The 15,447-nt window shown below is 55.6% G+C and carries 15 protein-coding genes; all 15 read right to left on the reverse strand.

Annotated features, from left to right (window positions below; all coding sequences use genetic code 11):
• Positions 1–33 precede the first annotated feature (33 nt).
• The 15 genes from OKC43_RS04095 to fliQ all read right to left on the reverse strand — a co-directional run bounded on the left by OKC43_RS04095 (position 34) and on the right by fliQ (position 15,427).
• Positions 34–906, reverse strand: a complete 873-nt coding sequence (locus OKC43_RS04095; RefSeq protein WP_270803959.1) for a chemotaxis protein CheW — start codon at positions 904–906, stop codon at positions 34–36.
• Complete coding sequence (locus OKC43_RS04100) at positions 903–1,697, reverse strand: ParA family protein (RefSeq protein WP_005334696.1); 795 nt, start codon at positions 1,695–1,697, stop codon at positions 903–905. Before OKC43_RS04100 ends, OKC43_RS04095 begins: the two co-directional genes overlap by 4 nt.
• A gap of 4 nt (positions 1,698–1,701) precedes the next feature.
• Positions 1,702–2,622 (reverse strand): flagellar motor protein MotB, encoded by a 921-nt coding sequence (locus OKC43_RS04105; protein ID WP_267511606.1) that lies wholly within the window; start codon positions 2,620–2,622, stop codon positions 1,702–1,704.
• A 2-nt stretch (positions 2,623–2,624) separates the two neighbouring features.
• The gene (locus OKC43_RS04110) at positions 2,625–3,362 is read right to left on the reverse strand and encodes a flagellar motor protein (protein ID WP_005343988.1); all 738 of its coding nucleotides are present in this window, start codon (positions 3,360–3,362) and stop codon (positions 2,625–2,627) included.
• A gap of 2 nt (positions 3,363–3,364) precedes the next feature.
• Positions 3,365–4,480 carry a protein-glutamate methylesterase/protein-glutamine glutaminase gene (locus tag OKC43_RS04115; protein WP_270803960.1) on the reverse strand — a complete coding sequence of 372 codons (1,116 nt, stop codon included), beginning with the start codon at positions 4,478–4,480 and terminating at the stop codon, positions 3,365–3,367.
• A gap of 32 nt (positions 4,481–4,512) precedes the next feature.
• Positions 4,513–6,741 carry a chemotaxis protein CheA gene (locus OKC43_RS04120; RefSeq protein ID WP_270803961.1) on the reverse strand — a complete coding sequence of 743 codons (2,229 nt, stop codon included), beginning with the start codon at positions 6,739–6,741 and terminating at the stop codon, positions 4,513–4,515.
• An 11-nt stretch (positions 6,742–6,752) separates the two neighbouring features.
• Entirely contained in the window at positions 6,753–7,493 is a 741-nt protein-coding gene (locus tag OKC43_RS04125) for a protein phosphatase CheZ (protein WP_005353668.1), read from the reverse strand.
• Between the two features lie 12 nt (positions 7,494–7,505).
• On the reverse strand, positions 7,506–7,877 hold the full coding sequence (gene cheY, locus OKC43_RS04130) for a chemotaxis response regulator CheY (RefSeq protein ID WP_005334709.1): 372 nt from the start codon (positions 7,875–7,877) through the stop codon (positions 7,506–7,508).
• Between the two features lie 123 nt (positions 7,878–8,000).
• On the reverse strand, positions 8,001–8,720 hold the full coding sequence (locus tag OKC43_RS04135; RefSeq protein ID WP_019444723.1) for an RNA polymerase sigma factor FliA: 720 nt from the start codon (positions 8,718–8,720) through the stop codon (positions 8,001–8,003).
• Positions 8,713–9,588, reverse strand: a complete 876-nt coding sequence (locus OKC43_RS04140) for a MinD/ParA family protein (RefSeq protein WP_013723550.1) — start codon at positions 9,586–9,588, stop codon at positions 8,713–8,715. Before OKC43_RS04140 ends, OKC43_RS04135 begins: the two co-directional genes overlap by 8 nt.
• 1 nt (position 9,589) lies before the next feature.
• Positions 9,590–11,014 (reverse strand): flagellar biosynthesis protein FlhF, encoded by a 1,425-nt coding sequence (flhF, locus tag OKC43_RS04145; protein ID WP_069529541.1) that lies wholly within the window; start codon positions 11,012–11,014, stop codon positions 9,590–9,592.
• 16 nt (positions 11,015–11,030) lie between these two features.
• Entirely contained in the window at positions 11,031–13,133 is a 2,103-nt protein-coding gene (flhA, locus tag OKC43_RS04150) for a flagellar biosynthesis protein FlhA (RefSeq protein WP_005353675.1), read from the reverse strand.
• Positions 13,134–13,240: 107 nt separating this feature from the next.
• The gene (gene flhB, locus OKC43_RS04155; RefSeq protein ID WP_005334720.1) at positions 13,241–14,371 is read right to left on the reverse strand and encodes a flagellar biosynthesis protein FlhB; all 1,131 of its coding nucleotides are present in this window, start codon (positions 14,369–14,371) and stop codon (positions 13,241–13,243) included.
• Positions 14,364–15,161, reverse strand: a complete 798-nt coding sequence (gene fliR / locus OKC43_RS04160) for a flagellar biosynthetic protein FliR (protein ID WP_058055733.1) — start codon at positions 15,159–15,161, stop codon at positions 14,364–14,366. The genes flhB and fliR overlap by 8 nt, the downstream gene beginning before the upstream one ends.
• On the reverse strand, positions 15,158–15,427 hold the full coding sequence (fliQ, locus tag OKC43_RS04165; protein ID WP_005334727.1) for a flagellar biosynthesis protein FliQ: 270 nt from the start codon (positions 15,425–15,427) through the stop codon (positions 15,158–15,160). The genes fliR and fliQ overlap by 4 nt, the downstream gene beginning before the upstream one ends.
• Positions 15,428–15,447: the final 20 nt, after the last annotated feature.

The raw sequence follows: 15,447 nt of genomic DNA on the forward strand, positions 1-15,447 counted from the left end.
ACTAGCAATAAAACAGCTCGATTGCAGAAGTTATCAGCGACCTTCTATGTTAACCCCACGCTCCAGCAACAGGAGCAGTTCGCGGACGTGTAACAGGGCACACATTTTTTCTTTGACCATGCCAGCCAACCAGGGGCGCTTGCCCTCCTGATGGCGCCATTTCACCTGGTCACGGTGTAACAATTCAGTCCCTTTGAGATGATGGCAGGCTAATCCCCACGGAGATTCACCAAGCATAATCAAATACTTGTAATCATCCATCTCGAGATGCTGACCCGGCATGACCCACTGGGCAGTATCGACCACATTCATCTTCTGCTCGCGGGAGGTCATGATCCCCTTGTACCAGCTAGGCTGGCCAAACAGGGAGGTGATCTCGCCCAACTGATGAATACCACCCAGCTCGGTCAACGGCACCGCAAACGTCACGCCCGCGACTTCAAAGAAAAGGGCCTGAAACTCTTTACCGGTATCGATATTTTCCCAGGTAACAGGTTCACTGGCCTCGACCGGAGCAACCTCCAGCGCTGTCTCGGTCAGGATAGTAGTATGGGGCTCCGCAACCTCGGGGAGCAGCACCTCCGCAGGCCACTCAGGCTCCACCGGCAGCAGTGATTCCTCTGCCACAATCTCCAGCGGTGCGGTGAGTGTTATCTCCTGGGTGAAGGCATCATTTTCGAACTGGACTTGTCCCACCTGAGCCAATAGCTCACCGAGCTGGGCAAGCCGTGGATCGCTTTCGAGGTATGGTGCGGCGACTACCTCGGGGACGCTTTGGGGCTGACGTTGCAACTGTAAAACAGGGGCAGATTGAACCTCTTCCACTTCATCCAGCACCAGTGGCTCATCGAGCAACAGGGAGTGGAAATAGTCATCCATCGCCCGAACTTGAATGGTATCTCTCATGCCGTCACCTCATGAACCCGTTGCCGCTCAAGGGCATCAAGATGGTTGAGCAGCGTTTCATATGCATAGGTTCCACGACTCCCGGGAGAATAGATAGACGGGGGGATATGCAGCAAGCTGGCATCCCGAAACTTGGTATCAATAGGGATTACCGCATTCCACACTGAATCCCCATATTGATCCTTGATCGACTTCAAGGTCATCAGAGAGGCACGAGTGCGCTTGTCGAACATGGTCGGGATCACGGTATAACGGAACTTGTCACGCTTGGAACGCTGCATGATCTCGAATGTTTTCATCATCCGCTCCAACCCCTTGAGGGCCAGAAATTCGGTCTGGACAGGCACCAGAATGCGATCGCAGGCAGCCAACGCGTTGACCATCATCACCCCCAGCACTGGCGGGCAATCGATCAACACGTAATCATATTGATCCTGGATGCGCAGCAGTGCCCGCTTCAGTACCAGTCCCATCCCCTCACGATTGCCCATCACCCGATCAAGGGTCGCCAAGGTAATAGATGCTGGCAGTAAGTTGATATTTTCGAACTTGGTCTTGAGCGTCAGTTTATTGACAAGCTCGGCTGTGGGTTTGACAGCTTGAAACAACTCATAGAGGGTTCCATCCAGGCGATCTGAATCAAAATCAAGATATGCAGTCAGCGAAGCATGGGGATCGGTATCAATCAACAGCACCCGCTGGCCACGCTGGGCCAGGATCCCCGCAAGCGAGACCACTGTGGTGGTTTTACCCACACCACCTTTCTGGTTGGCAACCGTCCAAACAATCACTGTATCAATCCTGCCTTGTTGTTATGCGTATGCCACCACCGGGCAAGGTGATCACCTTTATCTCTCCTGCATCCACCGCCTGTTGTACAGCAGGAACCGGTTCGGCAACTACCGTAGGCGTTGCAACCACAGGTGCCGGCGGCACCCAGGCAAATTTGGAGATAGCGACCACAACCTTGCGATTCTGCAGTCTGCCCTGCTCGCTGCCGTTGTCAGCAAAGGGGGAAAACTCGCCATATGCCTCGAACGCCAGACGCTGGGGGGCGATCCCATCGGCAATCAAACCATTGAGTACCGCCTCGGCCCGAGCAGCAGAAAGCGCCCAGTTAGAACGATAAATTTCATTATTTATCTGTTGGTTATCGGTATAACCCCGAACCCTTACATAGTTATCGACCGGTTTGAGAATACTTGAAAGAGTATTAATGACCGGTGCAGCGTTTGGTCCCAAAAAGGCACTGCCGCTGCCAAACAACAAGCCTGAACTGAGTTCAACCGTCAGCCAGTTCTCATCTTGTGTCAGTTTGACGATACCGGCATCCACTAGCGAGCCCATACTCTGTTGCAACTGCATATCAAGTTTCGCAAGTGTCGTGCCATCTTGCAGTACTGGCACTGCAGAAATGGGAGCAAGTGAAGGAGAGGGGGATGCTGGGCTTTCCAACAACGATGGAGAGGCAGATACCGCGTTATCCAGCAGGGAATTACCCTGCCCTTCAAGCAAGCCATTGCCGCCAGACTGCATGACACTGAACGCCTGGCTCATACCATCAATCACCGCGCGATACTTGTCCTTGTTCACCAGCGCAACAGAGTAAAGCACCACGAACAAAGCAAAGATCAGCGTCATATAATCGGCATAGGAGACCAGCCAGCGGTCAAGATGCTCGCGACCCTGCAAGTGCAACCGATAGCGCTTGCGCATGGCTACTCTCCTTTCAAATAGGCCCTGAGCCGGCGTTCAACCTGCAAGCCGTTTTCACCATGGGCGATAGCCAGCAGCCCTTCCAGGGTCATCTCCTGAAAGAGTGCATAGTGATAGTGAAATGCGCGTAGCCTGTTGGCGATAGGCAGGTAGATGAGATTGGCAAACCCCACTCCATAGATGGTTGCCACAAATGCCACTGCGATCCCCGCCCCTAGCGCTGACGGGTCTTCGAGATGAAACATGGCCTGGATCAGGCCCAGCACGGCACCGATGATCCCGATGGTCGGACTGTACCCCCCCATGGCTTCAAATACCCTGGCGGCATGTTCATTGCGCTCCTGCTCGATATCGATGTCCGCTTCCAGCAGCATACGGATATCCTCTGTGGAGACCCCATCGACAATCATACCAAGCCCTTGGCGGGTAAAGTTATCCTCCTCCTGCTCGGCCTGATTTTCAAGGGCAAGCAGCCCTTGCTGGCGCGCAAAGACGGCCCATGACTGCAACCGTTCGGCCTGCGTCGCAAGATCCTGGCGGGGAGGGGTAAAAATCCATAACAGCTGGCGCAACGCCAGCAAGATGTACTTGGCTGGGGTCTGCAACGTGACGGCACCAACGGTACCACCCAGTACGATCAAAAAAGCGGGGCCGTCCACCAGCGTCAACAGGGAGCCGCCATGCCACAGTTGCGCGATGGCAATAGCCCCCAATGCCAGGAGCAGACCGAGCAAGCCCATGATTAGCGCCCCAACTCAACCAGAATACGCTGGGCCACCTTGTCCAGAGGGAGTGATTCGCTGGCAATCCCCGCTTTGGCTACTGCTTGGGGCATACCATATACCACGCAGGAAGCCTCATCCTGAGCCCAGATGGTTGATCCCTGCTCTTTCAGCAGTCTGGCTCCATCACGGCCATCAGCCCCCATACCGGTCAGCACAATCGCCAATACCTTGTCGGCATAGGTTTTGGCCGCAGAGGCAAAAGTGATGTCCACACAAGGCTTGTAATTGACCTTGTCGTTGCCATCCACAATGCGAATGCGGGCCCCTGCACCACGACCTTCCAGCAGCATCTGTTTGCCACCGGGAGCAAGATAGGCATGCCCTGGTTTAAGCACATCGCCATCTTCCGCTTCCTTGACGCCAATCTGACATAACCCGTTGAGACGGGCAGCAAACGCGGCAGTAAAAGTGGCTGGCATATGCTGGATAAGCAAGATGGGATGGGGAAAATCCCCCGGCAACTTGGTCAGCACATTTTGCAAAGCAACTGGTCCGCCGGTAGAAGTGCCAATCGCCACCAACTGATAACTCTTGCCACTGCGCTTGAATGAGGCACTTGGCACCGTACGTTGCAGGTCAAGCTGACGATCAGGAGTTCTGGGCGCAGTGCTGCCCAGCGGAGCACGAGTAACCGGTTCAGGTGCTTTGGGGCGAGCAGCTGATGTCATCAGGAAGCGCTTGCGAGAGATCTCCTTCACCCGTTGTTGCAACAGTCTGACCGCTTCATCTTTGTCTCTGGCAATGTCCTCAAACTTCTTGGGCAAGAAGTCTAGGGCACCGGCGTCCAGCGCATCCAGCGTAGCCTTGGCCCCTTCATGGGTCAGGGAGGAGAACATCAGAATGGGGGTTGGGCACTTGGCCATGATCTCCCGCACCGCACTGATGCCATCCATCACGGGCATCTCTATGTCCATGGTGATCACATCAGGGCGCAGTGACAGCGCCTTGTCCACCGCCTCACGTCCATTCTGGGCCGTATCAATCACCGTCAGCATGGGATCCTGATTGATGATCTCGCTCACCCGACGGCGAAAGAAGCTCGAATCGTCGACAACTAATACCTTGACTGCCATTGTTGTTTTTCTAACTCCTTGGGCCTGAGCTATTAATGTCTACGCGCATATGCTTTGAGCAGACTCGGCACATCCAAAATAAGAGCAATTCCGCCATCACTGGTAATCGTCGCCCCGGCCATGCCAGGGGTGCCTTGCAGCAGGTTATCAAGTGGCTTGATCACCACCTCTTCCTGACCAATCAGGCTATCTACCACAAACCCGATTTGCTGAGTGCCAATCTGCACGATCACCACATGTCCGGTATCCTGACGTGAACGTTTGTTGGCGCCACGAATCAACCATTTGTGCAGATAGAAGAGCGGTATCGCCTTCTCGCGCACAATGATGGTGAGCTGGCCATCAACCATGTTGGCCTTTTTCAGATCCAGATGGAAAATCTCGTTCACACAACCAAGGGGAAGTGCGAAGGTCTGCTCACCCACTTCCACCATCAGAGTCGGCAGAATGGCTAACGTCAACGGAACCTTGATTTCAAGACGGGTACCTTTCCCCCAAGTGGAATCTATATGCACCGACCCATTGAGGCTGACAATGCTGGTTTTAACCACATCCATTCCGACACCACGGCCAGAGATATCAGAGATCTCGGCCTTGGTTGAAAAGCCCGGGGCAAAGATCAGGTTATAGGCATCGTTGTCGCTCATGCGAGCGGCAGTATCTGCATCCAGAACACCGCGACTGATGGCAATAGACTTGAGTTTCTCAGGATCCATCCCTGCCCCATCATCCTCGATGCAAAGCAGAATATGATCACCTTGCTGGGAGGCGCTAAGGGTGATTGTCCCTTGCCGCGGCTTGCCCGCTTTCTCTCGCACATCCGGCATTTCGACCCCGTGATCGCATGAGTTGCGAACAAGGTGAACCAGAGGATCGGCGAGCGCCTCTACCAGGTTTTTATCAAGATCGGTCTCTTCCCCCACCATCACCAGCTCAATCTCTTTCTTGAGGGTTCTGGCCAGGTCACGCACCACGCGCGGGAAACGACCAAATACCTTCTTGATTGGCTGCATGCGGGTTTTCATCACCGCACCTTGCAGGTCAGCCGTTACCACATCCAGATTGGCAACCGCCTTTGACATCTCTTCATCATTGCTGGCAATACCTAGGCTCACCAGCCGGTTACGAACCAGTACCAACTCACCTACCATGTTCATGATGACATCGAGGGTCTTGGTATCCACCCGCACCGTCGTATCGCTTTGCACGGCACTGTTTTCTGCTGGCGCAGGCGCAGCCTTGGCGGCAGGCGCTGGTGCCTTGGCTGCTTCAGCGGGTTTTGCGGGGGCTGCCGGTACTGGTTTGGCAACAGGAGTGGCCGGTTTGGGCGGAGTCACCGCAGCAGGTGCGGCAGGTGCGGCAGGTGCGGCAGGTGCGGCAGGTGCGGCAGGTGCGGCAGGTGCGGCAGGTGCGGCAGGTGCCATAGTACTCTGAGGCCCTTGACCACGACCATGCAATTCATCAAGCAGGCGTTCAAACTCATCATCATCGATAAGCTCGTCCACCTCTTTTTGCACCGATTTCAGAGGATTCACCTCTGGCGCCCCCATGTGCTGTCCCTGGCCATGAAGCTGGTCCAGCAAGGCCTCAAACTCATCATCGGTGATATCGCCAGAGCCACCCGCTATCGGGGCTTCTGCAGCCGTCTTGGTCGGAGCCCCACCCACGCCGTGGAGCTCGTCCAGCAGGCGTTCAAATTCGTCTGCAGAAATTTCATCTATCGAGCCGCCGCCATTGACAGGAGCAGGCTCGTTGCTGGTGGCTGCGGGTTCAACAACGTCTGGAACAACTTCTTCAACAACTACCGGTACTGCAGGTTCAGATTCTAAAGCCGCAGCCGCACTGGTAGCAGTGCGCAGTTGCTCTTCCCCTTCCGGCTTGCACAACTCGTGGAGGTCATGAAGCAAATCATCTGACGCAGGGCTGGGTGCTTCGCGATTTTGAACCTGGGCGAACATGACATTGATGGCGTCCAGCGCTTGCAGGATCACATCCATCAGCTCCGCAGTAACGGTTCGCTTGCCATTACGCAAGATATCGAACACGTTTTCCGCACCGTGGCATACATCAACCAGTTCACCGAGCGACAGAAAACCTGCCCCCCCTTTCACGGTATGGAAACCGCGAAAGATGGCATTCAACAGGTTCTTGTCATCGGGCCGCTTTTCCAAGTCGACCAGTTGTTCAGACAACTGTTCCAATATTTCGGATGCTTCGACCAGAAAGTCTTGCAGTATGTCTTCATCAACTTCGAAGGCCATGCGTCACTCCATTAGAATCCCAAGCTAGACAGCAGATCGTCCACATCATCCTGACCATTGACCACATCGGCACGAGCCTCGGGGTTCATGATAGGGCCCTCTGCTTCAATCCCGTTGACAGGAATACTACGAGTTGAATGCTCAGCAGAAGCCTCACCAAACATGGTCAGCATTTCTATTAATTTTGTTTCAACTTCCTGAACAAGCTTGATGACCTTGCGGATCATCTGACCTGTCAAATCCTGAAAATCTTGTGCCATCAGGATTTCTGTCAGCAGTTGCCGTAATTTATCGGCATCAGACTCTGAAGCCTTAATAAAATCATCAAGTTGGTGACATAAGGATTTGAACTGCCCCACGCTCATGTCACGAGACATCAGGGCATTCCAGTTCGGCATCACCAGCTGGATATTGTCATTCAGGCGATCCGCTATCGGCAAACTGGCTTCCACCGCATCCATTGTGCGATTGGCCGCTTTGTCGGTCATATCGATAACGTAGCTCAAGCGCTCCCGAGCATCGGGAATATCATGAGTAGCCAAATCGGGAATACGGGGATCAAGGCGAAATTCTTGAAGTGAATCATGCAGTTGTCGGGTCAGCTGACCTACTTTTTCAAACAGATCGGCTGCGTTGGGGGCACATACTTCGGCAAGCAGTTCATCGGCCAGCTCAAATTCGCCTTGCTCCAGATGAGCAACAAGCATCCTTGCCTGGTCGAGCGAAATCATTGCTCTCGTTTTGGCCATCATCCCTGCAGCTCCTTAGCCAATTCGTTCGAAAATTTTGTCGAGTTTTTCTTTGAGCGTTGCTGCGGTGAAGGGCTTGACGATGTAACCGTTGACGCCAGCTTGGGCGGCTTCAATGATCTGCTCACGTTTGGCTTCAGCGGTTACCATCAGTACCGGCAGATGCTTGAGCTTCTCATCGACACGGATGGCTTTAAGCAGGTCAATACCTTGCATGCCAGGCATGTTCCAGTCGGTAACTACAAACTGAAAATCACCATTTTTCAGCATCGGCAGCGCTGTATTGCCGTCATCCGCCTCATGGGTATTGTTGAATCCCAAGTCGCGCAGCAAGTTCTTGATAATCCGGCGCATCGTTGAAAAATCGTCAACAATGAGGATTTTCATGTTCTTGTCCAAAATTCCCTCCTAAATAGCCACCAGAGTGGCTCACTTACATGATGCTAAAAACGGGTTGTGTCGTGCGGATTATGCCTTAGAGTTTCATCTCAGTGTAGCCAGTACAAACACTTATAGATGCCAATCTCTCAAACGAGCACGCAATCTGTGCATTGCCTGACTGTGGATCTGGCTCACACGCGACTCGCTGACATTCAAAACCTCGCCAATTTCACGCAAATTCAGCTCTTCATCGTAGTAAAGAGAGAGAACCAAAGCTTCTCTCTCTGGTAGACGACCAATTTGCTCGGATAATTGAATCTGAAATCGCTCGGCAGCCAATTCATCGAATCCCGAGCCTGAAGGAGCATCATCGGGGTTGCCGATCACATCCTCGCTGACCCCCAGATCCTCGATACCGATAATTTTGCCGCAAGAGACGTCTTGCAGCATCGCATGGTAATCAGCGATGGAGACCCCCATCTCGGCAGCAACCTCGGTATCTCGCGCGTCACGCCCGTGAGTCTGCTCGACATTCTCGATCGCTTCTGCAATAGCGCGACTATTGCGATGCACTGAACGGGGCACCCAGTCACCACGCCGGATCTCATCCAGCATGGCGCCACGGATGCGGATCCCGGCATACGTCTCGAAGCTGGCCCCCTTGCTACCGTCAAAATTGCGGGAAGCTTCAAGCAGCCCAATCATACCTGCCTGGATCAGGTCATCCAGCAAGACACTGCTGGGCAGGCGAGCCAACAAATGCTGGGCAATTCGCTTGACCAGGGGAGCATGACGCTCCACCAGCACATAGGAATCCTGATGACGCAAGTACGCTTGGGCTTTATTCACGGGAACCTTCCTGTGTTGTGGCCGGTTTCTGCAACAAATTTTCCAGGAAAAACTCCAGATGGCCGCCCGGCTGGTTGGGAACCGGCCAGCTCGCCGCCTTGTTGGCAAGGGCCCGGAACGCCAGTGCGGCCGGCGACTTGGGAAACGCCTCGACAATCAGCTTCTGCTTGCGCACAGCGGCACGCAGATTGGTGTCATAGGGTACACAAGCGACCAGTTCCAGCGAGGTGTCGAGGAAACGATCCGTGACCCGGGTCAGTTTGGCAAAGAGCTCCTGCCCTTCGCGCAGACTGCGCACCATATTGGCCACTACCTTGAAACGAAACACACCGTGATCCTTGGAGAGGATCTTGATGAGGGCGTAGGCATCGGTGATGGAGGTCGGCTCATCACAGACCACCACCATGATGTCTTGCGCTGCTCGGGTGAAGCTCAGCACCATGTCGGAGATCCCCGCGGCCGTATCCACCAGCAGGATGTCGACCTGGGTCTTCATCTCGCTGAAGGCACGGATAAGCTCGGCATGCTGCACCGGAGAAAGCTCGACCATGGACTGGGTGCCCGAGGTCGCAGGCACGATCATCATGCCGTAGGGACCTTCGACGATGATATCGTCGATGGTGCATTCACCCGCCAGGACATGAGAGAGGTTACGATGAACCCGCAGCCCCAGCATGACGTCGACGTTGGCCAGACCCAAGTCGGCATCCAGCACCATCACCCGCTTGCCTTGGGCGGCCATGGCTCCGGCCACGTTCAGGGTCACGTTGGTCTTGCCCACGCCACCTTTACCACCGGAAACGGCGATTACTTTTACTCGATTGTTTTGACGCATTTTGCGCAGACCACTCGCCTGATCCATATACATGTTACTCATAAAACTCCGAATCTTCGGCCTCGCCAAAGCCTGCGCCCCAGAAATAGGGCTCCTCTGTTTCTCGCTCCAGCGAGCCCATGGCAGCCCCGACGAGCTGCGCCGCATTGGCAACCTGAATATCTTCCGGAACCCTTTGTCCGTCAGTGATATAGCTGATGGGCAATGAATTCTGGATACACACGTTAATCACTTCGCCCAGATTCAGACTTTCATCCAATTTGGTAAGTATGCAGCCGCTTAATGGAATACGCCGGAAATGGTCAACCGCCTCCTGCATCACCCGACGCTGGGAAGTTGCCGACATCACCAGATAACTGCGGATCCGTACCTTGGCATTCTTGACCAGGGTATCGAGCTGCTCGGTCAACCGGATATCCCGTTGGCCAACCCCGGCCGTATCGATAAGTACCAGCCGACGATGGCGGAACTGATAAAGGGCATTGGCCAGCTCTTCGGCATCACGCACCTGCCGTACCGGGCAACCCATGATGCGGCCATAGGTCTGCAGCTGTTCATGGGCACCAATCCGGTAGTTGTCGGTGGTGATCAGCGCCACTTGCTCGGCGCCATACTTCATGGCGAAACGGGCCGCCAGCTTGGCAATAGTGGTGGTTTTGCCCACCCCGGTCGGGCCAAGCAGCGCCACCGCGCCGCCCTGACGCATGATCTCGTCCTCGCTGATCTTGAGCTGGGCCGTCAACACCTCGGCCAACTGGGCCATCGCCTGATGGATGGACATATCTTCGGGGATCAGTCCCGCCAGTTGATCGGCAAAGGCATCATCAAAGCCGAGCTTCTTGAGCTCCTTGATCAGCAGAGCCCGCATCGGTTCGCGGCGCTCCACCTCTTGCCACATCAGCCCGGAGATCTGGTGCTCCAGCAATTTGCGGATGCTGGCCATCTCCTTGCGCATCCCCTCCATCTCCTGATCCCGCTGGGCAGGTTGAGGGGCGCGCTGGCCTGAGGCAACCCGGGCCTTGGGCTTGGCAGGTTCCGGAGCGGCGCCCCACTGCCCCTGCTCGGCCAATGTTCTGGGCGCTGCATTGGCAGCAGCCAAACCGGCCGATTGGGTATTGCCCATTGGCGCCCCATTGCCCGGCTTGAGCTTCTGCTGGCGCGCCAGCAAGGCGGCCAGAGTATCGGCATAATGTTCGTTTTGCTCCTTCGCCGGCGTCGGCTCGGGGCGGATCATCTGCCGTGCAGCAGACGAAATATTGACGCTCTCATCGTTCAGCTGACGGCGAACCGGCGCATCTTTGGGCCCCGGAACCTGGGATTGATAATCGACTGCGGCGACTATCTCTACCCCTCCGGTGACCTTCTTGTTGGACATGATGACGGCGTCAGGCCCGAGAGTCTCCTTGACCTCGGCCAGAGCCGTTCGCATATCCTTGGCAAAAAACCGCTTAATCTTCACCCGTCGTCTCCGCTAACTAGTTCTGCCCTACCGCACTGACGATGCGGATCTGCTTGTCGTCGGGCACTTCCTGATAAGACAGAACGCGCAATCCAGGAATGGCATTCTTGACAAATTTCGCCAGGGTATTGCGCAAGATCCCCGATGTCAGAAGCACGGCCGGTTGGCCTTCCAATTCTTGTCGTTGAGTGGCTTCCACCAGCGAACGCTGCATCCGCTCAGCCAGACCCGGTTCAATACCGGCACCATCACCGCCACCAGCCTGCAGGGATTGATGCAATATACGTTCCAATTCCGGCGCCAAGGTAATCACCGGCAGCTCGGGATCGGGGCCTGCAATCTCCTGCACAATCAGGCGACGCAGGGCAATCCGGCAAGCGGCCGTGAGCACTTCCGGATCCGGACTGCGCGGCGCGTATTCAACCAGGGTCTGCAGGATAGTGCGCATATCGCGGATTGGCACGCCTTCATTGAGCAAATTCTGCAATACCTTCACAAGGTTACCCATGCTGATCACTTCCGGCACCAACCCTTCGACCAGCTTGCTCTGATGTTTGCCAATCATATCGAGCAGTTGTTGTACTTCGTCATGGCCCAGCAGCAGAGCCGCATGGTTGGTCAGGATCTGGCTCAGATGGGTAGCCACCACGGTCGCGGTATCCACCACCGTATACCCCAGCGTCTGTGCCTGAGAGACCATCTCCTTGGCAACCCAGACCGCTTCCAGTCCGAAGGCGGGATCCCGGGTGGCTATCCCCTGGATCTGGCCGAACACCTGCCCCGGATTGATGGCCATCTCCTTATCATGGTAGACATTGGCCTCGCCGGTACTGACCCCCATCAAGGTGATGCGGTATTGGTTTGGCGCCAGATCCAGGTTGTCGCGAATGTGGACGGCCGGGACCAGAAAGCCCAGCTCTTGCGAGAGTTTCTTGCGCACCCCTTTGATCCGGTTGAGCAGTTCGCCACCCTGATTGCGATCCACCAGCGGGATCAGCTGATAACCCACTTCCAGCCCGATGATGTCCACCGGCATCACATCGTCCCAGCTCAGCTCTTTCTGCTCATGAGGTTGTTCGGCTGTGGCAGGCAGCAGCTCGCCTTTGGCCGCTTTGGCGGCTGCCAGCTTCTCGCGGCGCAGCAACCACCAAGCGCCGGCAGCGGCGAGAGCCCCCAGACTCAGGAAGGCGAAATGCGGCATCCCCGGCACCAGTCCCATCATCAGCAGAATCCCGGCCGAGATGATCAGCGCCTTTGGATTGTCAAACAGTTGACCTAGCACCGCAGTTCCCATGTCCTGATCGGTATTCTGACGGGTCACTATGATGGCGGCGGCGATGGAGAGCAGCAGGGAGGGGATCTGCGCCACCAGACCGTCACCGATGGCCAACAGGGTATAGATCTCGGCCGATTCGCTGAAGGTCAGCTGGTGCTGCATCATCCCGATGATGAAGCCGCCGATGATGTTGATAAAGAGGATCATGATGCCCGCAATGGCATCCCCTTTGACAAACTTGGAGGCACCATCCATGGAGCCGTAGAAGTCGGCTTCCTGGGTTACATCCTGACGACGCTTCTTAGCCTCTTCCTGATTGATGAGACCGGCGTTCAAATCGGCATCGATGGCCATCTGTTTGCCCGGCATCGCATCAAGGGTAAAACGGGCACTCACTTCTGCGATCCGCCCGGCACCCTTGGTAATGACCACAAAGTTGATGATCATCAGGATGGTGAAAACGATGATGCCGACCGCATAGTTGCCGCCGATCACAACGTTACCAAACGCCTCGATCACATGGCCGGCCGCCGCACTGCCATTATGACCTTCCAGTAACACCACCCGGGTCGAGGCGACGTTCAACGCCAACCGCAGCAAGGTAGCGAGCAGCAGTACGGTCGGGAAGGCAGCAAATTCGAGGGGGCGGCGGGTATAGACGGATACCAGCAGCACCACGATGGAGAGGGCAATGTTAAAGGAGAAGAGCACGTCCAGCATCAGCGGCGGGATGGGTAACACCACCATGCCGAGCGCGGCCAATACCAGTAGAGGGGTACCAAGGCCTTTGCCCAATACTCCCCGGTACTCTTTGAACTGGCCCAATACTGCCTTGAATTCCATCGCGCTTCTCAATTTCAACCTGCTGGTGCCAGATTAAAGCAAACATCAAGCCAACAATACAAGACATTGAAATGCAATGGATTTATTTTGACTACGTCAGAACTTTGTCATTTGCGATATTCGGTCGGAATGGGGAGATCTTTAGCCAGCGGCTGGGGACGGCGCCCCTGACCGCGGCGGAATTTCTTGAGCTGGAAGACATAGGCGAGCACCTGGGCAACCGCCGCAAACAGCCCTTCCGGGATCTCGTGGCCCAGCTCGGTTGAGTGGTAAATAGCCCGGGTCAAAGCCGGTGACGGCATGATGGGGATCTCGTACTCTCTGGCGATCTCCCTGATCTTCATTGCAATTTCATCGGTGCCCTTGGCCACGACCTTGGGCGCGGCACCGGGTTTTCCCGCATCATACTTGAGCGCTACCGAGTAGTGGGTCGGGTTGGTGATCACCACATCGGCCTTGGGTACATCCCCCATCATCCGGCGCATCGCCATCTGCATCTGCAACTGACGGATCTTGCCCTTTACCTCGGGCTTGCCTTCGCTGTCCTTGAACTCGTCCTTGACCTCCTGTTTGGTCATCTTGAGCTGACGCATGTGGTTCCACTGCTGGAACGGCACATCGATGGCCACGATGGGGAGCAGGGCGCAGCAGAGGATGATCAACATCCAGAGAAACAACTCCAGCGCATCGATAATACCGCCGGGGAAACCCTCCATGGATAGGTTGAGCAGGTGATTAAACTGACTTGATAACATCCACCAGGCAAACAGGGTGATGAACACCACCTTGGCGATGGATTTGACCAGCTCAATCAGCGACTGCACCCCGAACATTCGCTTGAGGCCGCTGAGCGGGCTCAGCTTGCTCATCTTGGGCATCATGGCTTCGGTGGAGAAGTTCATCCCCCCCATCAGGGTGTTGCCGATAAAAGCGGCAATCGCCACCAGCGCAAACAAGAGTCCCAGCGGAAGGACCAGTTCCCCCAGCAGCGCCGGCACCATAGCGATCATGGCATTGGGATCGAAAGCCTGCTCCCTGTCCAGGGTAAAGCCCATGGTGACTACCTTGATCATGGCAGTCGCCAGCGAGCCCTTGAGCATCAACAGGCCAAAGACCGCCGAGAGCAACACGCTGGCGGTTCCCAACTCTTTTGAACGTGCAATCTGCCCTTTTTCACGGGCCTGTTGCAGTCGTTTGCCCGTGGGTTGTTCAGTACGTTCCTGGTCGGTATCAGCCATGAGCGCCCCCGAAGCACTGGGTGTTGATCAGCTCGCAGCTGACCTCCTGCACCCGCTCCCACATGATGTCGAAGTGGCCGAGGAACCCGCCGATAGTGAGCCAGAGGATGAGCAGACCCGACATCATGCTGACCGCAAAACCGATACTGAAAATGTTGAGTTGCGGCGCCGCCCGGGTCATGACACCAAAGGCGAAGTTGATTAAGAGCAAGGCGACGATGGCTGAAAGCGACATCACCAAAGCAGCCTGATACATCACACCCAGAAACGCACTCAGGGTTTTCATGGATGAAACCGAGAGGCCGTGCTCGGAGACAGGCAGTGTCTCGAAACTAAGAATGACCAGCCTCAGCATCACCAGATGACCATCCAGCGCCAGAAACACCAGGGTCGCCAGCATCAGATAAAACTGACCCACCACGGGGGCCGACTGGCCATTCATCGGATCCACCAGGGTGGCAAAGCCGAGGCTGGTTTGCATGGCGATGACCTGACCGGCCATCACGAAGCTCTCCATCAGAAACTGGGTCATCAGGCCGAGGGCAATACCGATGAGCAGCTGCTGGCCCAATACCAGAAAGCTGCCGACCGAGAAGAGTTCAATGGGGGGCATTTTCGGAAGCAGCGGGGCAATCAGAAAGGTGATGGCCAAAGCCAGCCCCATCCGTACCCGCGCAGGAGCAAGGCGGCTGCCGAACACCGCCATCACCATCAGCAGGCTGCTCACCCGCGCCAGCGGCCAGAGGATGGAAGACAACCACTCCATGATCAGAGCGGTTGTGTAGGTCATCCCACCACCTCGGGAATTTGATTGACCATCAGTATGAAGAAGTCCATCAGACTCTGCATTCCCCAGTGAGCACCAATTCCCAGGGCCAGCAGGGTCACGATAAGACGGGGCAGAAAGCTCAGGGTCTGTTCGTTGATGGAGGTGGCCGCCTGAAAAATGGCTACCACCAGCCCGATAGCGAGGCTGGGCAGGATCACGGCGCTGACCATGATATTGACCAGCCAGAGCGCCTCGCGAAAGACGTCGACAAAGGTTTCAGGACTCATGTTCGGGCTCCTTGCGCTCG

Source organism: Aeromonas sp. Y289-2, assembly GCF_027705925.1.
Taxonomy (GTDB): Bacteria; Pseudomonadota; Gammaproteobacteria; order Enterobacterales; family Aeromonadaceae; genus Aeromonas; species Aeromonas veronii.